Origin of the sequence: Pseudomonas sp. PS01301 (genome assembly GCF_029960215.1) — a bacterium.
Lineage (GTDB): Bacteria > Pseudomonadota > Gammaproteobacteria > Pseudomonadales > Pseudomonadaceae > Aquipseudomonas > Aquipseudomonas coleopterorum.
In genome coordinates, this window is the sequence record NZ_JASCPM010000028.1 from 1 (window position 1) to 21,620 (window position 21,620).

General features: G+C 63.1%; 19 protein-coding genes. 8 read left to right on the forward strand and 11 right to left on the reverse strand.

The genetic code is table 11. The annotated features are described in order from the left end of the window. The first annotated feature begins 383 nt into the window (after nt 1-383). Nucleotides 384-1,475: an enoyl-CoA hydratase/isomerase family protein gene (locus QMX89_RS15110; protein ID WP_282348812.1), complete on the forward strand. Its 1,092-nt coding sequence runs from the start codon at nt 384-386 to the stop codon at nt 1,473-1,475. Between the two features lie 14 nt (nt 1,476-1,489). Next, entirely contained in the window at nt 1,490-2,641 is a 1,152-nt protein-coding gene (locus QMX89_RS15115) for an acyl-CoA dehydrogenase family protein (protein WP_282348813.1), read from the forward strand. Nucleotides 2,642-2,697: 56 nt separating this feature from the next. Here the strand turns inward: QMX89_RS15115 and QMX89_RS15120 are convergent, their stop codons facing one another. Further along, entirely contained in the window at nt 2,698-3,471 is a 774-nt protein-coding gene (locus QMX89_RS15120) for an enoyl-CoA hydratase (RefSeq protein ID WP_282348814.1), read from the reverse strand. Nucleotides 3,472-3,714: 243 nt separating this feature from the next. Between QMX89_RS15120 and QMX89_RS15125 the strand changes: the two genes are divergently transcribed. Both QMX89_RS15125 and QMX89_RS15130 read left to right on the forward strand, forming a co-directional pair. Then, nucleotides 3,715-4,731, forward strand: coding sequence for an alpha/beta hydrolase (locus tag QMX89_RS15125; RefSeq protein WP_191999857.1), 1,017 nt, complete (start codon nt 3,715-3,717; stop codon nt 4,729-4,731). Between the two features lie 9 nt (nt 4,732-4,740). After that, the gene (locus QMX89_RS15130; protein ID WP_282348817.1) at nt 4,741-5,700 is read left to right on the forward strand and encodes a D-2-hydroxyacid dehydrogenase family protein; all 960 of its coding nucleotides are present in this window, start codon (nt 4,741-4,743) and stop codon (nt 5,698-5,700) included. A gap of 6 nt (nt 5,701-5,706) precedes the next feature. On the opposite strand, the gene nagZ is transcribed toward QMX89_RS15130, so the two are convergent. Beyond that, the gene (nagZ, locus tag QMX89_RS15135; protein ID WP_282348864.1) at nt 5,707-6,705 is read right to left on the reverse strand and encodes a beta-N-acetylhexosaminidase; all 999 of its coding nucleotides are present in this window, start codon (nt 6,703-6,705) and stop codon (nt 5,707-5,709) included. Between the two features lie 57 nt (nt 6,706-6,762). Then, complete coding sequence (locus QMX89_RS15140; RefSeq protein ID WP_282348818.1) at nt 6,763-7,470, reverse strand: TetR/AcrR family transcriptional regulator; 708 nt, start codon at nt 7,468-7,470, stop codon at nt 6,763-6,765. Between the two features lie 229 nt (nt 7,471-7,699). Here QMX89_RS15140 and lexA point away from each other — a divergent pair, with 229 nt between their 5' ends. After that, a complete protein-coding gene (gene lexA / locus QMX89_RS15145; RefSeq protein ID WP_049859132.1) occupies nt 7,700-8,308 on the forward strand; it encodes a transcriptional repressor LexA in 609 nt (202 codons plus the stop codon). A gap of 9 nt (nt 8,309-8,317) precedes the next feature. Continuing rightward, nucleotides 8,318-8,794 (forward strand): SOS-induced cell division inhibitor SulA, encoded by a 477-nt coding sequence (sulA, locus tag QMX89_RS15150; RefSeq protein WP_049859131.1) that lies wholly within the window; start codon nt 8,318-8,320, stop codon nt 8,792-8,794. Nucleotides 8,795-8,856: 62 nt separating this feature from the next. On the opposite strand, the gene QMX89_RS15155 is transcribed toward sulA, so the two are convergent. The 7 genes from QMX89_RS15155 to QMX89_RS15185 form a co-directional block, all read right to left on the reverse strand. Beyond that, nucleotides 8,857-9,090, reverse strand: coding sequence for a hypothetical protein (locus QMX89_RS15155; RefSeq protein ID WP_049859130.1), 234 nt, complete (start codon nt 9,088-9,090; stop codon nt 8,857-8,859). Between the two features lie 50 nt (nt 9,091-9,140). Beyond that, nucleotides 9,141-9,662, reverse strand: coding sequence for a DUF6586 family protein (locus QMX89_RS15160; protein ID WP_282348819.1), 522 nt, complete (start codon nt 9,660-9,662; stop codon nt 9,141-9,143). A gap of 126 nt (nt 9,663-9,788) precedes the next feature. Continuing rightward, complete coding sequence (gene topA / locus QMX89_RS15165; protein WP_282348820.1) at nt 9,789-12,401, reverse strand: type I DNA topoisomerase; 2,613 nt, start codon at nt 12,399-12,401, stop codon at nt 9,789-9,791. Between the two features lie 99 nt (nt 12,402-12,500). Next, the gene (locus QMX89_RS15170; RefSeq protein ID WP_049859128.1) at nt 12,501-12,752 is read right to left on the reverse strand and encodes a DUF1653 domain-containing protein; all 252 of its coding nucleotides are present in this window, start codon (nt 12,750-12,752) and stop codon (nt 12,501-12,503) included. Between the two features lie 104 nt (nt 12,753-12,856). Further along, nucleotides 12,857-14,032 (reverse strand): acetyl-CoA C-acyltransferase FadA, encoded by a 1,176-nt coding sequence (fadA, locus tag QMX89_RS15175; protein ID WP_043188265.1) that lies wholly within the window; start codon nt 14,030-14,032, stop codon nt 12,857-12,859. A gap of 3 nt (nt 14,033-14,035) precedes the next feature. Beyond that, the gene (gene fadB / locus QMX89_RS15180; protein WP_282348821.1) at nt 14,036-16,213 is read right to left on the reverse strand and encodes a fatty acid oxidation complex subunit alpha FadB; all 2,178 of its coding nucleotides are present in this window, start codon (nt 16,211-16,213) and stop codon (nt 14,036-14,038) included. Between the two features lie 319 nt (nt 16,214-16,532). Beyond that, a complete protein-coding gene (locus QMX89_RS15185) occupies nt 16,533-16,970 on the reverse strand; it encodes a hypothetical protein (RefSeq protein ID WP_282348822.1) in 438 nt (145 codons plus the stop codon). A 109-nt stretch (nt 16,971-17,079) separates the two neighbouring features. On the opposite strand from QMX89_RS15185, the gene QMX89_RS15190 reads away from it, so the two are divergent. After that, nucleotides 17,080-17,523 (forward strand): universal stress protein, encoded by a 444-nt coding sequence (locus QMX89_RS15190; RefSeq protein ID WP_049859124.1) that lies wholly within the window; start codon nt 17,080-17,082, stop codon nt 17,521-17,523. 59 nt (nt 17,524-17,582) lie between these two features. On the opposite strand, the gene QMX89_RS15195 is transcribed toward QMX89_RS15190, so the two are convergent. Then, entirely contained in the window at nt 17,583-19,496 is a 1,914-nt protein-coding gene (locus QMX89_RS15195; protein ID WP_282348823.1) for an ATP-binding cassette domain-containing protein, read from the reverse strand. A 180-nt stretch (nt 19,497-19,676) separates the two neighbouring features. On the opposite strand from QMX89_RS15195, the gene QMX89_RS15200 reads away from it, so the two are divergent. Further along, complete coding sequence (locus QMX89_RS15200; protein ID WP_282348824.1) at nt 19,677-21,608, forward strand: transglycosylase SLT domain-containing protein; 1,932 nt, start codon at nt 19,677-19,679, stop codon at nt 21,606-21,608. Nucleotides 21,609-21,620 lie beyond the last annotated feature (12 nt).

Consider the following 21,620-nt stretch of genomic DNA (forward strand, 5'->3'; position numbering starts at 1 on the left):
CGAGCGCCGCGTTCCTGTAGCAGCGGCGCAAGCCGCGTCCGGCCTCACCGCGATACCCCTGACCCACCGCAACCACCGCCGACGCGGCTCGCGCCGCTGCTACAGGAACGGCGCAAGCCGCGTCCGGTTTCACCGCGTGGCATCAGACACACCGCACCCACCGCCGGCGCAAGCCGCGTCCGGCCGCATCGCTTCAGGTCCTGAACCACACCGAACCCCGCTACGATGGCTGGGTCTACTGGATGCTGGCCAGGCCCCGTCACCCTTGCAAATTTGCAGGCATTACCTGCATTAATCTGCATTGAAAGCTGCAAACTTGCCTGTCACGATCACCTGGTCCGCTTATTTATCTCAGGAAATCAATAACAAGCAGGGATTCAGCGATGACAACTCAGGTCTTTCCACCTCCCCAGCGGTCTTCCCTGGGGCTCGATGACCAGGTACTCGGCGATGTCCGTAACCACATCGGCCACTTGACCCTCAACCGCCCCGCCGGTCTGAATGCACTCACCCTCGACATGATCCGCGCCCTACGCGGCTATCTCGACGCGTGGGCGCTGGCCCCGCACATCCATGCCGTGGTGCTGCGCGGTGCCGGCGACCGCGGCTTCTGCGCCGGCGGCGACATCCGCAACCTCTACCTCAGCTATCGCGGCCACGAAGCCCTTCATGAGGTCTTCTTCGACGAAGAATACGCTCTGGACCAGTGCCTGCATCAGTATCGCAAGCCCGTGCTGGCCCTGCTCGACGGCTATACCCTAGGCGGTGGCATGGGCCTGGCTCAGGCGGCCGAACTGCGCGTCGTCACCGAGCGCAGCAAGCTGGGCATGCCTGAAGTGGCCATCGGCTATTTCCCCGATGTCGGCGCCAGCTATTTCCTGAGCCGCATCCCCGGTGAAATCGGTACTTACCTGGGCGTCACCGGGGTCCAGATCGAGGCCGCCGATGCACTCTATTGCGGTCTGGCGGACTGGTACCTGGAAAGCGACCGTTTGACCCTGCTCGATGAGCGCCTGGACAGACTGCAATGGGGCGACAACCCTCTCAAGGACCTGCAGGGCGTCCTCGCCCGTCTCGGCGTGCAAAGCCTGCCCGACGCCCCGCTGCACCGGCTGCGGCCGGCCATCGATCACTTCTTCAGTCAGGACGACTTGACCAGCCTGGTCGAGCAACTGGAAAACGTGAACGTCGCCGACAGTCAGCAGTGGGCGCAGAACACCGCGCAGCTGATGCGCACCCGCTCGCCAGTGGCGATGGCGGTGACCCTTGAACTGCTGCGCCGCGGTCGCCACCTCAGCCTGGACGACTGCTTCGCCCTGGAGCTGCATCTCAATCGCCAGTGGTTCGAACAGGGCGACCTGATCGAAGGCGTCCGTGCTTTACTGATCGACAAAGACAAGAACCCGCGTTGGAACCCACCGACGCTAGACCGGCTCACGCCTGCGCGCATCGAGCCCTTCTTCCAAGGCCTCTGAGGCCGGAGTCTGCCATGCAAGACCTGGAACTGAGCGAAGAACAGATCATGATCCGTGACATGGCGCGCGACTTCGCCCGCGCCGAAGTTGCCCCCTATTCCCGCGCCTGGGAACAGGCCGGCTGGATCGATGACGCCCTGGTGGCGCAGATGGGCGCCCTCGGGCTGCTGGGCATGGTGGTGCCCGAGCAATGGGGCGGCAGCTACACCGACTACGTCGCCTACGCCCTGGCGGTGGAAGAAATCTCCGCCGCCGATGGCGCGCTGGGGGCGTTGATGAGCGTACACAACTCCGTTGGCTGCGGCCCCTTGCTCAACTATGGCAGCCCGGCCCAGCAGGACACCTGGCTGGCAGCGCTGGCCAGCGGCGAGGCTATCGGCTGCTTCTGCCTGACCGAACCTCAAGCAGGCTCCGAGGCGAACAACCTGCGCACCCGCGCCGTGCTCGATGGCGAACATTGGGTCATCGACGGTGCCAAGCAGTTCGTCACCAACGGTCGTCGGGCCAAGCTCGCCATCGTCTTCGCGGTCACCGACCCGGAACTGGGCAAGAAGGGCCTGTCCGCCTTTCTGGTGCCCACCGACACGCCCGGGTTCACCGTCGACCGCAGCGAGCACAAGCTCGGTATACGCGCCTCCGACACCTGCGCCATCACCCTGAGCCAGTGTCGCGTCCCTGCCGCCAACCTGCTTGGCGAGCGCGGCAAGGGCCTGAACATCGCCCTGTCCAACCTGGAAGGCGGCCGTATCGGCATCGCCGCCCAGGCACTGGGCATCGCACGCGCGGCGTTCGAAGCGGCGTTGGGTTATGCCCGCGAGCGCGTGCAGTTCGGCAAGCCGATCATCGAGCACCAAAGCGTGGCCAACCTGCTGGCCGACATGCAGGTGCAGGTCAACGCCGCGCGACTGCTGGTGCTGCATGCCGCACGCCTGCGCAGTGCAGGCCTGCCCTGCCTGTCCGAAGCCTCCCAGGCGAAGCTCTTCGCCTCGGAAATGGCCGAGCGGGTCTGCTCCAGCGCCGTGCAGATACACGGCGGCTATGGCTATCTGGAAGATTATCCGGTGGAGAAGTATTACCGCGATGCGCGCATCACCCAGATCTACGAAGGCTCCAGCGAGATCCAGCGCATGCTGATCGCCCGCGAGCTGCGCAACTACCTACTGTAACTGCGCTGTAATCACCGCATAGCGACAGGGCTGGCTATGGACCAGCCCTGTTTCGATCAATTCCCCTTGAACTGCGGCTCGCGCTTGGCGATGAACGCCGCCATCCCCTCTTTCTGATCTTCGCTGGCGAAGGCGGCGTGAAACACCCGACGCTCGAAACGAACCCCTTCTGCCAAGCTCACCTCGAACGCACGATTGACGCTTTCCTTGACCATCATCGCGATCGGCAACGATTTCGCTGCGATCTGTGCGGCAACCTCCATGGCTTCATCCAACAACCGGTCGGCGGCCACGATGCGGGCCACCAGCCCTGAGCGTTCGGCTTCTTCGGCGCCCATCAGGCGACCGGTCAGGCACAGCTCCATGGCCTTGGCCTTGCCCACCGCATGGGTCAGGCGCTGCGTCCCACCCATGCCCGGCAGCACGCCCAGCTTGATTTCCGGCTGGCCGAACTTGGCGTTGTCGGCGGCCAGGATGAAATCGCACATCAACGCCAGTTCGCACCCACCGCCCAAGGCGAAACCGGCCACGGCAGCGATGATCGGCTTGCGTCGGTTGGCGACCCGGTCGCTCTCGTGAAAGAGATCGTCGAGGTAGATCTGCGGATAGCGCAGTTCGGCCATTTCCTTGATGTCGGCACCGGCGGCGAACGCCTTGGCCGAGCCGGTGAGAACGATGCAGCCGATCTCGCGATCGCGCTCCAGAGCATCCAGGGCCTGATTCAGCTCGTCGATCAACTGAGCGTTGAGAGCGTTCAGCGCCTGCGGGCGGTTGAGCGTGATCAAACCCACGCGACCGCGGGTTTCCAAAAGGATGGTTTCAAAAGCCATGGCCTATCTCCAGGTGGAGGCATTGTCTGCCTCGATGGTTATTGTTGTAGCGATCCATGGACGGCTCCCCGGCCATGATCGTGCGTCGTGTTTGTAGCATTCTGAAACCTGATGCGGGACATTTCTCGTCGCAGCCGGGCACCACCGGGCCATGTCGGCCTCCAATAGGTGCTACGGTGCTGGCCGGCAACACCCTGCAACCGTACGTCCATCCTGCGCCACCGTCCATTCCAGGAGGTCTCCATGCTTCGCCTGTCCCTGCTGGCGCTCGCCAGTGTCTTCGCCCAGCCCCTGCTGGCCGCCGAATCCTCGCCCGCCTACGGTCCCGAACTGCAGGGCTTTGACTATCCGTACACGCTGCAACATTACGCCTTCGAGTCCCAAGGCAAAAGCCTGCAGATGGGCTACCTGGACGTTGCCGCCAATGGCAAGGCCAACGGCCGCACCGTGGTGCTGATGCATGGCAAGAACTTCTGCGCCGCCACCTGGGAAAGCTCGATCAAGGCGCTCAGCGATGCCGGCTACCGAGTGGTCGCACCGGACCAGATCGGCTTCTGCACCTCCAGCAAGCCGGAACACTACCAATACAGTTTCCAGCAGCTGGCCAACAACACTCATGACCTGCTGACCCGCATCGGGGTCAAGGAAGCGGTGATCATGGGCCACTCCACCGGCGGCATGCTGGCGACCCGCTACGCCTTGATGTTTCCCGAGGACACCGAGCGCCTGGCCATGGTCAACCCGATTGGCCTGGAAGACTGGAAAGCCCTGGGCGTGCCCTATCGCAGTGTCGACCAGTGGTTCGAGCGCGAGTCCAAGGTCACCGCCGAGGGCATCCGCAACTACGAGCGCACCACCTACTATGGCGGTCGCTGGAAGCCGGAATACGATCGCTGGGTGGACATGCTCGCCGGCCTGAACAAAGGCCCGGGACATACCTTGGTGGCATGGAACTCGGCGCTAATCTACGACATGATCTTCACCCAGCCAGTGGTCTATGAGTTCAAGGACCTGAAGGTGCCCACCCTGCTGCTGATCGGCGACGCCGACACCACGGCCATCGGCAGCGATATCGCACCGCCCGAGGTAAAGGCACGGCTGGGCAAGTACGCCGTGCTGGGCAAGCAGGCCAGCCAGATGATCCCCCACAGCACTCTGGTGGAGTTCGCAGGCCTGGGCCATGCACCGCAGATGGAAGAACCGGCACGCTTCCACAAGGCCCTGCTCGACTGGCTGGACGCTCCCCAGAAACCGCTCTGACAAGAGGCAATGCCCATGCGAATAGCCGTCATCGACGATTGGCAATCGGTGGCTGAAAACGTGGTCGACTGGACCCCGCTGCAGGCTGTCGGCCAGCTCGACTTCATCCACGATTACCCAGCCGACGGCCGCGCGCTGGCCGAGCGTCTGGCGGCCTATACCGTCATCTGCGTGATGCGTGAACGCACCTGTTTCGACGCAGCCCTGCTCCAGCAGCTGCCGCAGCTCAAACTGCTGGTGACCGGCGGCATGCGCAACGCCGCCATCGACCTGCAGTCCGCAGCCCGACTGGGCATCCAGGTCGCCGGTACCGACAGCTACAAGCATGCGGCGCCTGAGCTGACCTGGGCCCTGCTGATGGCCTTGACCCGTGACCTGCTGGGCGAAGCGAATTCGCTGCGCAGCGGTGGCTGGCAAATCGGCCTGGGTGGCGATCTGCATGGCAGCACCCTGGGCTTGCTGGGCCTGGGTAGCATAGGTGAAAAAGTAGCGCGCTTCGGCCAGGCGTTCGGCATGCGCGTGATCGCCTGGAGCCAGAACCTCACGCGGCAACGCGCCGCCGAAGTGGGCGTGGAGTACGTCGACAAACAGCAGCTGTTCGAACAGGCCGACGTGCTCAGCGTGCATCTGGTGCTCAGCGAGCGCAGCCGTGGGCTGGTCGATGCACAGGCTTTGACGTGGATGAAGCCGGGCGCACGGCTGGTGAACACTTCACGCGGCCCGATCATCGACGAGACCGCGCTGATCCAAGCCCTGCGCGAAGGCCGCCTCGCTGGCGCGGCACTGGATGTGTTCGACGAGGAGCCGCTGCCGCAAGATCATCCGTTCCGCACGCTGCCCAACGTGCTGGCGACGCCACACATCGGCTACGTTACCGGCAACAATTACCGGCTGTTCTTCAATCAGATGATCGAAGACATACTGGCCTGGCATTCCGGCCAGCCCGTGCGCCTGCTGGCCGGCCAGTAACCGCATTCAGTCGATCAATGCCGCCGCGCGCAGTGCAGCAGTCGCTTGTTGCCAGCGCGGATGCTGACGGTACTCGACATTGGCGAAGGCCCGGCCGCGCATGGCAGCGATGCGTGGCGAAGGCTGCACGCCCATGCGCTGGGTAGCGCTCAAGGCCAGTTCGGCCGCAGCGCGGTCGTTGCACACCAGGCCCATATCGCAGCCCGCGCTCAGGGCCGCTTCGATCCGACTGGCAGCGTCACCCACGACGTGAGCGCCGGCCATCGACAGGTCATCGCTGAAAATCACCCCTTCGAAACCCAGTTCGCCGCGCAGAATGTCCTGCAGCCAGCGACGCGAGAAGCCTGCCGGGTTGCCGTCGACCTGCGGGTAGATGACGTGGGCCGGCATGACCGCCGCCAGCTGGCCGGCCAACCGCGCGAAGGGCACCAGATCGCACGCGCGAATCTGTTCCAGGGAACGCTCGTCGGTGGGAATCGCCACGTGGGAGTCGGCTTCGGCCCAGCCATGGCCGGGAAAATGCTTGCCGCACGCTGCCATGCCCGCGGCATTCATGCCTCGGATGAACGCCCCGGCGAGCGCCGTCGCGCGCTCGGGATCACCCTCGAAGGCACGGGTACCGACCACGGCGCTGTGGCCATGATCGAGGTCCAGCACCGGCGCGAAGCTCAGGTCCAGGCCCACAGCTAGCACTTCGGCGGCCATCAACCAGCCACAATGCTCGGCCAGGCCGACCGCGTCGGCATGACGCGCCAGCTCGCGCATGGCCGGCAGACGCACGAAGCCCTGACGCAGACGTTGCACGCGTCCCCCCTCCTGATCCACGGCCAGGATCAGCTCGGGCCGCACGGCGCGGATAGCCGCGGTCAGCTCGCGTACCTGGCGTGGATGCTCGATGTTGCGCGCGAAGATGATCAGTCCGGCGACTTCGGGTTGGCGCAACAGATGTCGGTCCTCGGCGGTTAGCCAAGTGCCGGCGACGTCGACCATCAGGGAGCCTTGCAGACGAGCGATCATGAGGTTTCCTTGTAGAGGGGGATCGGGAGGTTGGCCGTGCAGGCCTCAGGCCTTCACGGCGGCCGGCGTGCTCTTGCTGCGCGGGCGCAGCTGGGCCGCAGCCATGGCCGGGTCGGTCACCGCACTCTGCGCGCGCATGCCCGCCGCTAGGAACGGCACCATCAGGCGCATGACCTGCTCGATCGAGGTGTCCACGCCAAAGTCGGTTTCGGCGATGGCACGCAGCGCCTTGATCCCGGACATGCTGAACGCGGCGGCGCCGAGCATGAAATGCACGCGCCAGAACAGCTCGATGGGCGGAATGCGCGGCGCTGCCTCATTGACCAGCAGCATATAGCGGCGGAATACCTTGCCGTACATGTCTTCGAGGTAACGACGTAGGTGACCCTGGCTCTGGCTGAAGGCCAGGCCCAGCAGGCGCATGAAGATGGACAGGTCGTTGCCACTGCGCGGTTGCACCACCAGGGCCTGCTCGACGAGAATCTCGAGCAGCTCCTCGAGGCTGGCCTTGGGCATCGCACTGGCCTGACGCCGCTCCAGCTCGCGGTCGAGGCTGGCACAGAAAGGCCCGAGGAATCGCGAGAACACCGCCTGGATAAGCGCCTTCTTAGAGCCGAAATGGTAGTTCACCGCCGCCAGATTGACCCCGGCCTTGCTGGTGATCAGGCGCAGCGACGTTTCCGCGAAGCCTTTTTCCGCAAAAAGCTGTTCCGCGGCATCGAGGATGCGTTCAACGGTTTCCGACTGGGCCATGGCAACTCCGCCTGACAAACACTTGTTTGAAACATACGTTTCAAAGCGCCCGACTGTCAAGTCCGAGCAGGCTGTTCGTGGCCATGGGGTCACGTATTAAAGCATACAAATTCATCGCCTTAGCGCAGCATGCGAACATCCACCGATCTCTGCTCCAGAAAACGATGTTGCCAAGCGCAATCCACTGTATATAATCCCAGTCACTGTACAAAAAGACAGAGCCATCCAAATGTTGAAATTGACGCCACGCCAAGCTGAAATTCTCGCCTTCATCAAGCGCTGCCTTGACGACAATGGCTTCCCACCTACTCGTGCAGAAATCGCCCAGGAACTGGGCTTCAAATCCCCCAACGCCGCTGAAGAACACCTCAAGGCCCTGGCGCGCAAAGGCGCGATCGAAATGACCCCCGGCGCCTCACGCGGCATTCGTATTCCCGGCTCCGAGGCGCGCAACGACGATTCCAGTCTTCCAGTGGTCGGCCGCGTTGCAGCGGGCGCGCCCATTCTGGCGCAGGAACACATCGAGGAGTCCTGCAAGATCAACCCGGGCTTCTTTCATCCACGCGCCGATTATCTGTTGCGGGTACAGGGCATGAGCATGCGCGATGTCGGCATCCTCGACGGCGACCTGCTCGCCGTGCACACCTGCCGTGAAGTGCGCAATGGCCAGATCGTCGTGGCCCGTATCGGCGATGAAGTGACGGTCAAGCGGTTCCAGCGCGAGGGCAACAAGGTTTTCCTGGTTGCGGAAAACCCCGACTTCGCACCCATTGAAGTCAACCTCAAGGATCAGGATCTGGTCATTGAAGGTCTGAGCGTCGGCGTCATTCGTCGATAAGGAGGCGTCATGCAGTTTCCCCTTTCATCCCAACAAGCACAGATGTCGCTGTTCGAAGCTTTCATGTCTGCACCGGTGGCGCCGCGATTCAAGGAGGCCGTCGAGTCGCCCTGGACCGTTGCCGAGCCGGATGTATTCAGCGAGATGTCGCTGCGCGGTGCTGCGGGGAACTGCCTGAACCTGCTGGCCCCCATGCTGCGCGAACTGAGCGAGGAGCAGGACGCGCGCTGGATGACCTTGATCGCGCCACCGGCGAGCCTGACCCAGGCCTGGCTGCGCGATGCCGGGCTCAATCGCGAACGGATACTGCTGTTGCAGCCACGGGGCACGCAGAGCGCACAGCAACTGGCGTGCGAAGCGCTGCGTCTGGGTCGTAGTCATACTGTGGTGAGCTGGCTCAATCCGTTGCCGGCCGTGGCCAGGCAACAATTGATCACGGCCGCACGCCAAGGCGGCGCGCAGAGCTTGAACATTCGATTGGGATAGCCAAGAAACACACTGGGTACTGTCCGCCCAGGCAAGCGCGAGGCGCTCGCTGAGCGGCAGCATCAGTGCAGGACGCGCGGCCCGTCGTCCTTGTCGATTTCACCTTCCACCAGTTTGCCGGCCATCTGTACGCCGACACTGAGCATGGCCTTGGCCACTTCCACGTGCTGGCCCTGCAGAAATGCCTTGGCATCTTCGGAAAAATTCAGCGTCACCAGCGAACCTTCGTCCTCGGCACGACGCAACTCGATGCGGCCGTCAGGCAGCTCGACAATCTCAAGAAAGGACGTAGGCATAAGGACATGTTCTCCACGAAAGGCGAGCATTGTAGCAGCGCCACGCTGAATCAGCACTCACTCAACCCTTCTCTGAAGCGAACGGTCAAGCCCCTGAGCTGCTGACGCCAGCTTTCAAGCACCTCGCGACTCAGCTCCGGCTCTTCCACCTCGTCCAGATTGACCGCCTGTATCAACGGCTGGGTCACATCTCCCTTGGGCTTCTTGGGCGCCCTTGGCGGTACGAACAGCGCGCCATGGGCGGCAAGCAACTGCGCCAGCCAGGTATGCGGATGCTGGGCCAGCTCCACCAGTTCACCGAGTTCGGGAATCGATGCGCCATCCAGCGCCTGCGGCGTCAGCAGGGTTTCGGCGCGCGCCGTGCCGGCCTGTGGCAGGCGGTAGTAACCGGCGATCTCATGGCACAGCCCAAGCAAAGCGCCGTAGAGGTGGAACAGCGCCGACTCGCGCTGCGCCTGCAACTGCGCCTGGGCATTGATCGCCTGGCCCTGCTCGGCCTTGCCCATGGCTTCCAGCGCCAGCCCGGCAAAATAGATTTTCTGGTTGGTACGGGTGTAGAGCTCATAGGCCATGGTGGCGGTCTCCGCAATGAACACTGATCGCCTACAGTGTCGGGAACCCGCAGAGCCTGTGCAAGCCACAAATGAAAAAGGCCGCACGGTCCTGGCGGACGGTGCGGCCTGTGTGCAACCAGCGACTCAGCGCTTGTCTTCGACCTTCCAGGTCTTGCCGTCGTAGAAAGCCTTCCAACCGGTCGGCTTGCCCTCGACCTCGCTCTGCACGTACTGCTCCTTGGTCTTGCGGCTGTAGCGGATCACGGTCGGGCGTCCGTCCGGGTCCTTGATCGGCGCATCGAACAGGAAGCTGTACTTGGGATCGATCTCGTCCTTGTGCGGAATGATCTCCAGTACCAGCGGCGCGCGGGTCTCACGGTTCTTGGGGAACTGGCTGGCGGCCAGGAACAGACCCGAAGCGCCGTCGCGCAGCACGTAGGTGTCGTTGACCTTTTCGCACTTGAGCTCGGGCATCTTCACCGCGTCCATTTTCGGCGGCGCCGCTTCGCCGCTCTTGAGCAGCTTGCGGGTGTTCTTGCATTCGGGATTGGTGCAACCGAAGAACTTGCCGAAACGGCCAGTCTTGAGTTGCATCTCGCTGCCGCACTTGTCGCATTCCAGGCTCGGGCCTTCGTAGCCCTTGATGCGGTAGTTGCCTTCTTCGATCTCGTAGCCTGGGCAGTCGGGGTTATTGCCGCAGATGTGCAGCTTGCGCTTCTCGTCGACCAGATAGGCATCCATGGCCGTTGCACAGATCGGGCAGCGATGCTTGCCGCGCAGGATCTGCGACTCGGACTCGCCCTCGTCGTCGGCCGCGATCTCATCGCCCGGAATCAGGTTGATGGTCGACTTGCAGCGTTCCTTGGGCGGCAACGCGTAGCCCGAGCAGCCCAGGAACACCCCGGTGGAAGCGGTGCGGATCATCATCGGACGGCCGCACTCGCGGCAGGCGATGTTGGTGAGGGTCGGCAGGTTGGCGCGCATGCCGCTGTCGGCAGCGCCTGCAACATCGAGCTTGCCCTTGAAGTCGCCGTAGAACTCGTCGAGCACGTTCTTCCAGTCGCGCTCGCCGTGAGCCACGTCATCGAGGTTCTCTTCCATGCCGGCGGTGAAGCCGTAGTCCATCAGGTTGGAGAAGCTCTCGGACAAGCGCTCGGTAACGATGTCGCCCATCTTTTCCGAGTAGAAGCGACGGTTGTGCAGCGCCACGTAGCCGCGGTCCTGGATGGTGGAGATGATCGCCGCGTAGGTCGACGGTCGACCGATGCCGCGTTTTTCCATCTCTTTCACTAGGCTGGCTTCGGAATAGCGCGCAGGCGGCTTGGTGAAGTGCTGGGTCGGGTCAAGGTGCAACAGCTTGAGCTGTTCGCCCTGGTTCATGTCCGGCAGCACATCGTCGTCGCCCGGTTTGCTCATCTGCGGCAGCACACGGGTGTAACCGTCGAACCTGAGGATGCGGCCCTTGGCGCGCAGCTCGAAATCGCCGGCCGCCACGGTGACCGTGGTGGACAGGTACTGGGCAGGCGGCATCTGGCAAGCCAGGAACTGACGCCAGATCAATTCGTACAGACGCTCGGCGTCACGCTCCATGCCGGCCAGCTTGCTGGGATGGGTGTTCACATCCGAGGGGCGAATGGCTTCGTGCGCCTCCTGGGCGCCTTCCTTGCTGCCGTAGACCATCGGCGCTTCGGGCAGGTACTTCTTGCCGAACTCGCTCTCGATGTAGGCACGCGCCATCTGCACGGCGTCCACCGACAGGTTGGTGGAGTCGGTACGCATGTAGGTGATGTAGCCGGCCTCGTACAAGCGCTGCGCCATCATCATGGTCTTCTTCACGCCGTAACCCAGGCGGTTGCTTGCGGCCTGCTGCAAGGTCGAGGTGATGAAGGGCGCCGAAGGCTTGCTGCTGGTCGGCTTGTCCTCGCGCTTGACGATGCTGTAGCTGGCGTCCTTGAGCTTGGCCAGCGCGGCCATGGCCTGGGCTTCGTTCAAGGGCTTGAAGGCCTCGCCGTTCTCGCGGGCGACTTCGAAACGCACCTTGGCGGCCTTGGCCGACGCCAGGTCGGCGTGCACTTCCCAGTACTCTTCGGGGTTGAACGCACGGATCTCGCGTTCACGCTCGACGACCAGCTTCACCGCCACCGACTGCACGCGGCCTGCCGACAGCCCACGGGCGATCTTCTGCCACAGCAGGGGCGAGACCATGTAGCCGACCACGCGGTCTAGGAAACGTCGCGCCTGCTGCGCATTGACGCGGTCGATGTCCAGCTCGCCAGGACGCGAGAACGCCTCCTGGATGGCTTTCTTGGTGATCTCGTTGAACACCACGCGCTTGTAGCGGCTGTCGTCACCACCGATGGCTTCGCGCAGGTGCCAGGCAATGGCTTCCCCCTCGCGGTCCAAGTCCGTCGCCAGATAGATGGTGTCGGCATCCTTGGCCAACCGGCGCAGCTCCTCGATGACCTTTTCCTTGCCGGGAAGAATCTCGTACTTGGCCTTCCAGCCCTGGTCCGGATCCACGCCCATGCGCGCCACCAATTGCTTGCGGGCCTTTTCCTTGGGCGAAAGCGCCGGCGCGTCGCTGGCGGCAGCCTTGCCGCGCTTGGCGGCCGGCTCCTTGCTGGCGCTCGCCGAACCGCTGGTGGGCAAGTCTCGGATATGGCCGATACTCGACTTCACCACGTACTGGTCACCCAGATACTTGTTGATGGTCTTGGCCTTAGCCGGGGATTCCACAATGACCAGCGATTTGCCCATGGATCGGAAAATTCCTGAATTCTTGAAATGAAAGGCATGCGGCGCCTTGCGAGGCCCCGCTATATATAGTGGTGAGAACCTGAGGTCAAGCGCCGGGGCTCAAGCGGTCGGCGCCTGCGGAACTGAAAACAGGCTGGGTTCGGCTTCGATCAAAGCAAAGCGCGGGACGCTCTCGCCGTCAACCTCGACCGACTCCAGAAACATGCTCAGCGGCCGAACCCAGAGGCCGTATTCGCCGTAGAGCGCCTGATAGAACACGACTTCCTGCTCGTCCTCGGAACTGCGCGCGACGCCGTAGACACGATACTCGGGGCCTTTGTAGTGACGATAGAGCCCTGGCTGTAACTGCATGGTGCGCCTCGCTTGAAATACGTGTTGAAAAACTTTTTGAGTAAACCGGAAAAAAGCAAAACCGGGACACTGGGCCCCGGTTCGCTCGACTCCACGCGTCTGGACTAGACGCGTTCGAAAACCGTGGTGATGCCCTGCCCCAGGCCTACGCACATGGTAGACAGACCGAACGTACCACCGTTCTGCTTCATGACGTTGAGCAGCGTGCCGGAAATTCGCGCACCTGAGCAACCGAAAGGATGCCCTAGGGCTATAGCGCCGCCATGCAGGTTAACCTTCTCGTTCATCTTGTCGAGCACTTTCAGATCCTTGAGCACGGGCAGGGCCTGTGCCGCGAAGGCTTCGTTGAGCTCGATGAAGTCGATGTCGGCAATGCCCAGACCTGCGCGCTTGAGCGCTTTCTGGGTCGCCGGCACCGGTCCGTAACCCATGATCGCAGGGTCGACGCCGGCAACGGCCATCGAACGGATCACCGCCAATGGCGTGATGCCCAGATCCTGGGCGCGCTGCGCCGACATCACGATCATGCACGACGCACCGTCGGTGATCTGCGACGAGGTACCGGCCGTGACCGTGCCGCCCTTGGGGTTGAACGCAGGCTTGAGCGCAGCGAGGCTTTCCAGGGTGGTGTCGGGACGAATGGTTTCATCGTAGTCGAACACCTTGATGAAGCCGTTTTCGTCACAGCCCTGCATCGGGATGATCTCATCCTTGAACTTGCCCTGCACCGTGGCCTGGTGCGCCAACTGGTGCGAGCGCACACCGAAGGCGTCCTGTTGTTCACGGGTGATGCCGTGCATTTTCCCGAGCATCTCGGCGGTAAGGCCCATCATGCCCGATGCCTTGGCGGCGTACAGCGACATGTGCGGGTTCGGATCGACGCCGTGCATCATGCCGACGTGGCCCATGTGCTCGACGCCACCGACCACGAACACGTCGCCGTTGCCGGTCATGATGGCCTGGGCCGCGGTGTGCAGTGCGCTCATGGACGAGCCGCACAGACGGCTGACGGTCTGGCCGGCGGCGGTGTGCGGGATCTGCGTCATCAGCGAGGCCATGCGCGCGATGTTCCAGCCCTGCTCCAGGGTCTGGTTGACGCAGCCCCAGATCACGTCCTCGACTTCGGCCGGGTCGACCTTGGCATTGCGTTCCAGCAGCTTGCTGATCAGGTGCGCCGACATGTCTTCGGCGCGGGTGTTGCGGTGCATGCCGCCCTTGGAACGGCCCATCGGGGTGCGACCGAAGTCGACGATCACCACGTCTCTAGGATTCAAGCTCATAAGTCATTCACCCTTGTTCTGTACGTTGGCCGCTTGCCCGAAGAATGTCTGCCCGGCACGCGCCATTTCACGAAGCTTCTGGGTAGGCTGGTACAGCGGACCCAGTTCGGCGTAGCGGTCGGCCAAGGCGACGAATTCGGCAACGCCCAGCGAATCGATGTAACGCAGCGCACCGCCGCGGAAGGGAGGGAAGCCGATGCCGTAGACCAGGCCCATGTCGGCCTCGGCTGCGGTTTCGACGATGCCGTCTTCCAGGCAGCGTACGGTTTCCAGGCACAGCGGGATCATCATCCAGTTGACGATGTCCTCGTCGCTGACTTCGCGCTGTTCGTAGATGACCGGCTTGAGCACATCCAGAACCGCAGGATCGGCGACCTTCTTCGGCTTGCCGCGCTTGTCGGTCTCGTAGGCGTAGAAGCCCTTGCCGTTCTTCTGCCCCAGCCGGTTGGCTTCGTACAACGCGTCGATGGCCGAGCGACGCTCGTCCTTCATGCGGTCCGGGAACCCTTCGGCCATCACGTCGCGGCCATGGTGACCGGTGTCGATGCCGACCACGTCCATCAGGTAGGCCGGGCCCATGGGCCAGCCGAACTTTTCCATGACCTTGTCGATGCGCACGAAATCGACACCGGCGCTGACCAGTCGGGCAAAGCCGCCGAAATACGGGAACAGCACACGGTTCACCAGGAAGCCAGGGCAGTCGTTGACCACGATCGGGTTCTTGCCCATCTTGCGGGCGTAGGCGACGGTGGTCGCGACGGCGACTTCACTGGACTTCGCGCCACGAATCACTTCGACCAGCGGCATCATGTGCACCGGGTTGAAGAAGTGCATACCGACGAAGTTCTCCGGGCGCTTGAGCGCCTGGGCCAGCAGGTTGATGGAAATGGTCGAGGTGTTGGACGCCAGGATGGTGTCGTCCTTCACCTGCGCTTCGACCTCGGCCAGTACCGCCTGCTTGACCTTGGGGTTTTCCACCACGGCTTCGACGACGATGTCGACATGGCCGAAATCGCCATAGGACAGCGTCGGCCGAATGTCGTTGAGCGCTTCGGCCATCTTCGCTGCGGTCAGACGCCCTTTTTCGACACGGCCGCCCAGCAGTTTGGAGGCTTCGGCCAGGCCCTGCTCGATGCCTTTCTCGTTGATGTCCTTCATCAGGATCAGCGTGCCCTTGAGCGCCGACTGATAGGCGATGCCGCCACCCATGATGCCGGCACCGAGCACGGCAGCCTGGCTCACGTCGCGTGCCACCTTGTCGTAGCCACGGGCCTTGCGCTTGAGCTCCTGATCGTTGAGGAACAGACCGATGAGGCTTTGTGCGGCCGAGGTCTTGGCCATCTTGGCGAAACCGGCGGCTTCGATTTCCAGGGCTTTTTCGCGACCGAAGCTGGCAGCCTTCTGGATGGTCTTGATCGCTTCGACCGGCGCCGGGTAGTTGGGCCCGGCCTGGCCGGCAACGAAACCCTTGGCGGTTTCGAACGCCATCATCTGCTCGATGGCGTTGAGCTTGAGCTTGGCCAGCTTGGGCTGGCGCTTGGCCTTGAAATCGAACTCGCCGCTGATGGCGCGCTTGATCAGGTCGAGCGCCGCGGCTTCGAGCTTGTCAGCCGCCACGACCGCATCGACCGCACCCACCTTGAGCGCATCATCGGCGCCGTTTTCCTTGCCGGAGGCGATCCACTCGATGGCATTGTCGGCGCCGATGATGCGCGGCAGGCGCACCGTGCCACCGAAACCCGGGTAGATGCCCAGCTTGACTTCGGGCAGGCCGATCTTGGCTTCGCTGGACATGACCCGGTAGTCGGCGGCCAGGCACATTTCCAGGCCGCCGCCCAGGGCGATGCCGTTGATGGCGGCAACCGTGGGAACCTCGAGGTCTTCGAAGTCGCTGAAGATACGGTTGGCCTGCAGGTTGCCCGCAACCAGTTCGGCCTCGGGCAATTTGAAATTCTCGACGAATTCGGTGATGTCCGCACCGACGATGAAGACGTCCTTGCCGCTGGTGACGATCACGCCCTGGACCGAAGCGTCGGCCTTGATCGCCGCGATCGCTTCGCGCAGCTCTTCGAGCGTGAGACGGTTGAACTTGTTGACGGACTCGCCCTTGAGGTCGAACCGCAGTTCGACGATGCCGCTTTCAAGAGCCTTCACCGAGATGGCTTTACCTTCGTAAATCATCCACTGATCTCCACGATATGGAAGCTGAACAGTACACGCCGGACGCTGGGTAAAAAGGGGGCGGTACATGGCCGCCGCTCTCTGTAGCCAGGCATACCCGTCAGCGCGGTAGTCGGGATAGTGCTGGAGCGCGAGAGAAAAACGCTCGATTCATACGCCCGTTTGATTGGGGTGCGTGTACATTCACGGAAATGCGGGCGATTGTCAAATGCCGCGCAAGGCCTTTGAAAACGCGACTTTGCGGTCATTTCTGGAATGGGGAAGAACACGCACCTGCGACAGCCTGCCGCAGGCATATGACGATAGCTGGAGATCGGGATCAAGCCAGCGCTTGAAGGACCTTGGCAATATCCTGAAGCACCTTTTCATCACCCTTCTCGCCCCAGTACAGGGCCAACATCTGCGGACCGGCTTCGAGCATGTAGACATCGGGCGGCAGGGTCGCCAGGTGCGGCAGCAGATGCGGATCGACACAGGTTTCGCGCCATTGGTTGCACCACACGCCCGGTTCCGTTTGCCAGTAGCTCCAACTGTCGACCCGGCCCTTGCGGCGTGGTCGATGGTATTGCGCGCACGGGTCGGGCGGCTCGACGCTCAACCAGTGTGGCCACTGCTGCGGCGCCAGCTGCATCGCCAGACCCATGCGACGGGCCTGCATGCGCACGGCCATGCGCCCGCTCTGGCTGCGCGAGGGCCGCAGCCATACCATGGGGCTGAGAATCAGCGCAAGGATTGACACGACTATCCACACCGTCATAAAGAGTACACCCGCTAAGCGTTTCAAATAGGTCGGCGAGGGATGTTCATGTCGCACCTCGTCCAAACAGTTCATACTCAAGCTATCGCAATCGTCAGGAGTGCTTCTCATGCCCTACCAACACATTCTGGTCGCCGTCGACCTCACCGAAGAGTGTGACCCGGTCATCAAACGGGCCAGGGAACTGGCGGTCAGCAATGGCGCCAAGCTCTCGCTGGTGCACATTGTAGAACCGATGGCCATGGCATTCGGCGGGGATGTGCCGATGGATCTCTCGCAATTGCAACAGCAGCAGTTCGACCAGGCCAAGGAGCGCCTGGAAACGCTGAAGCTCAAGTACCCGGACCTGGTAGTGGGCGACTGCCATCTGACCTATGGCCAGCCGCGCCAGGAAATTCACAACCTGGCGAAGAAGTCCGAGTGCGATCTGGTCGTGGTTGGCAGCCATGGCCGTCACGGCCTGGCGCTGCTGCTGGGCTCCACGGCCAACGACGTGCTGCACGGTGCGCCGTGCGACGTGCTGGCTGTACGCTTGGTCAAGCGCGCCGAGTAAGGATCATCAGCGGGGCCGAGCGGCAGCTGCGGCCTCGCTGAAGATTCCGGTGTCGTGCCTCAGGCGTCGAGCTCGGCCCAACGCTCGACCATGGCTTCCAGCTCGGCCTGCGAAGCTTCCAGTTTGGCTATCACGGCGGCGGTCTGCTCGGCAGGTCGCTGATAGAACCCGGCATCGGCCATCTCGGCCTCCAGCGCCGCGATTTCTTGCTCCTTCGCATCGATCTGGCCCGGCAGGGCTTCCAGCTCGCGCTGGAGCTTGTAGCTGAGCTTCTTCTTCGCTGGCGCCGGTGCTTCGGCTGGTGCGGGCTCCGGGGCCTTGACCACGGCGCTGTTGAGCTCGGCCTTGCCCGACTTGTTCTCGGTCACGCCCAGCAGCTTGGGCGAGCCGCCCTGGCGGATCCAGTCCTGATAACCGCCCACGTATTCACGCACCTTGCCCTCGCCTTCGAACACCAGGGTGCTGGTCACGACGTTGTCGAGGAATGCCCGGTCGTGGCTGACCATCAGCACGGTGCCCTTGAAGCCGGACAGCACTTCTTCGAGCAGTTCGAGGGTCTCGACGTCGAGGTCGTTGGTCGGTTCGTCCAGTACCAGCAGGTTGGCCGGCTTGCTGAACAGCTTGGCCAGCAGCAGGCGCGCACGCTCACCGCCCGACAGTGCCTTGACCGGCGTACGGGCACGCTGGGGGCTGAACAGGAAGTCACCCAGGTAGCTCAGCACGTGGCGGCTCTGGCCGTCGATGTCGATGAAGTCGCGGCCTTCGGCGACGTTGTCGATGACCGTCTTCTCCAAGTCCAACTGGTGGCGCAACTGGTCGAAGTAGGCGACGTCCAGGCGCGTGCCGACGTCGACCGAACCACTGGTGGGCTGCAGGTTGTCGAGCATCAGCTTGAGCAGGGTGGTCTTGCCGGTACCGTTGGCGCCCAGCAGGCCAATACGGTCCTCGCGTTGCAGGACCATGGAGAAATCCTTGATCAGCATCGGCCCACCCGGATGGGCGAAGCTGACGTTGTCGAGCACCATGACCTGCTTGCCGGACTTGTCGGCGGTATCGAGCTGGATGTTGGCCTTGCCGGTGCGTTCGCGACGCTCGCCACGTTCCACACGCAGCGCCTTGAGCGCACGCACACGGCCTTCGTTGCGGGTACGCCGGGCCTTGATGCCCTGACGGATCCATACCTCTTCCTGGGCCAGGCGCTTGTCGAACAGCGCGTTGGCGGTTTCCTCGGCGGCCAGCATGGCTTCCTTGTGCACCAGGAAGCTGGCGTAGTCGCCATTCCAGTCGATCAGGCCCCCGCGGTCCAGTTCGAGAATGCGGGTGGCCAGGTTCTGCAGGAAGGAACGGTCGTGGGTGATGAACAGTACCGCGCCCTGGAAATCCTTGAGGGCTTCTTCGAGCCAGGCGATGGCGCCGATGTCCAGGTGGTTGGTCGGCTCGTCGAGCAGCAGCAGATCCGGCTCGGACACCAGCGCCTGGGCCAACAGCACGCGACGGCGCCAGCCACCGGAGAGTTGCTTGAGGGTCTTGTCGGCTGGCAGCTGCAAACGGCTCAGGGTGCTGTCGACCAACTGCTGCAGGCGCCAGCCGTCACGGGCTTCGAGGTCCTGCTGGACATGCATGAGCTTGTTCAGGTCTTCGTCGGTGACGATGTTCTGGCTCAGGTGGTGGTATTCGGCCAGCAATGCGCCGACGCCGTCCAAGCCTTCGGCAACCACGTCGAACACGGTCCGTTCGTCGGCCACCGGCAGTTCCTGGGGCAATTCGCCGATTTTCAGCCCGGGCGCGCGCCAGACGGCGCCGTCATCGGGTTTCTGCACGCCCTTGACCAGCTTCAGCATGCTGGATTTGCCAGTGCCGTTGCGGCCGATGATGCACACCCGCTCACCACGGGCGATCTGCCAGGACACCTTGTCCAACAACGGCATCGCGCCGAATGCAAGGGACACATCGCTGAATTTGAGCAGGGTCATGAGCTTCTCCAAAAACCGGGCGCGCATTCTAACCGACTTTTGCCCTGGCTGACCGAAGGCGGCAATAAAATGAATGATCCTGAACGCTTTCATCGCGCCTGCTCTAGAGGCTAAGCTAGGCTCACTTCTTTAGTGCTGGCACTGCCGACACTTGTCACGTCCTCTCTGCCTGGAAGTCTCATGCGCAGTCGCCTGTTCAGCCTGTTTTCCTGCCTTATCATGTCTGCTTCCAGTGTCGCCACTGTTCAGGCCGCCGACCTAGCCACCCAGCGCCAGTACTACGACGAAGCCAAGCGCGCCCTGGCCAAGGGCGACAGCGGGCCGTACATGCGCTACGCCGCCGAGTTGCAGGATTACCCTCTGGAGGCGTACCTGGCCTACGACGAGCTCACGCCGCGCCTGCGCAGCGCGAGCAACGCCGAAATCGAGGGCTTCCTGGCCAAGCATGGCGACCTGCCCCAGGCCAACTGGATGAAACTGCGCTGGCTGCGGCAATTGGCCGAGCGCGGCGAGTGGGCACCGTTCGTCAAATACTACGACCCCAAGCTCAACTTCAAGGAGCTCGACTGTCTGTACGGCCAGTACCAGTTGAGCAACAGCCAGCTGCGCGCCGAAGGCTATGCCAACGCCGACAAGCTGTGGCTAACCGGCAAAACGCTCCCCACGGCCTGTGACGGCCTGTTCCAGCGCTGGGCCAGTGAAGGCCAGCTCACCGAGAACAAGCGCTGGCAGCGCGCCAAGCTTGCCGCCCAGGCGCGCAACTATCCATTGGCGACCAGCCTGGTGCAGGGTCTGACCACGCTGTCGAGCCAGGGTCGCCTGTTGCTCGATGTTGCGCAGAAGCCCGAATTGCTCGACCAGCCTTCGCGCTTCATGCCGGTGGACGAAGCCATGTCCGACGTGGTCGGGCTGGGTCTGCGCCGCCTGGCTCGGCAGGATCCGGACAAGGCCATGCTCATGCTCGACAGCTATGCCAGCAGCATGCGCTTTTCGGCCGAGGAGAAAGTCGCCATCGCCCGCGAGATCGGCCTGACCCTGGCCCGCCGCTACGACCCGCGCGCGCTGGAGCTGATGACCCGCTACGACCCGGATCTGCGCGACGACACCGTCACCGAGTGGCGCCTGCGCCTGCTGCTGCGACTGGGCCGCTGGCAGGACGCCTACGACCTGACCACCCGCCTGCCCAAGGACCTGGCGCAGACCAACCGCTGGCAATACTGGCAGGCACGCAGCCTGGAGCTGGCCCAGCCGCAGAGCGCCAAGGTGCCGCAGCTGTACAAGGCCGTCGCCAAGGAACGTGACTTCTACGGATTCCTGGCGGCCGACCGCCTGCAGGCGCCCTACTCGCTCAACAACAAGCCGCTGGTGATGAGCCAGGCGCTGGTCAACAAGGTGCGCAACACCGCCGGCATCCGTCGTTCGCTGGAGCTGTATGCGCGCGGCCAGATCGTCGATGCACGGCGCGAGTGGTATCACGTCAGCCGTCATTTCGATCGCGATGAGATGGTCGCCCAGGCCAAGCTGGCCTACGACATGCGCTGGTATTTCCCGGCCATTCGCACGATCAGTCAGGCACAGTACTGGGACGATCTGGACATCCGTTTCCCGATGGCCCACCGCGACACCTTGATCCGCGAAGCCAACGTGCGCGGTCTGCACACCAGTTGGGTGTTTGCCATCACCCGTCAGGAAAGCGCGTTCATGGACGACGCCCGTTCCGGCGCCGGCGCCATGGGGCTGATGCAACTGATGCCGGGCACTGCCAAGGAGACCTCGCGCAAGTTCAGCATTCCGCTGTCGTCACCGCAGCAAGTCCTGGACCCCGACACCAACATCCAACTGGGCGCGGCCTACCTGAGCCAGGTGCACAGCCAGTTCAACGGTAACCGAGTGCTGGCCTCGGCAGCGTACAACGCAGGTCCGGGCCGTGTTCGGCAGTGGCTCAGAGGTGCGAACCACCTGAGCTTCGACGTCTGGGTGGAGTCCATTCCGTTCGACGAGACACGCCAATACGTGCAGAACGTATTGTCCTACGCGGTCATCTACGGTGAGAAGCTCAACGCGCCGCAGCCGGTGGTGGATTGGCACGAGCGTTTCTTCGACGACCAATGAGCCAGTGGCGGC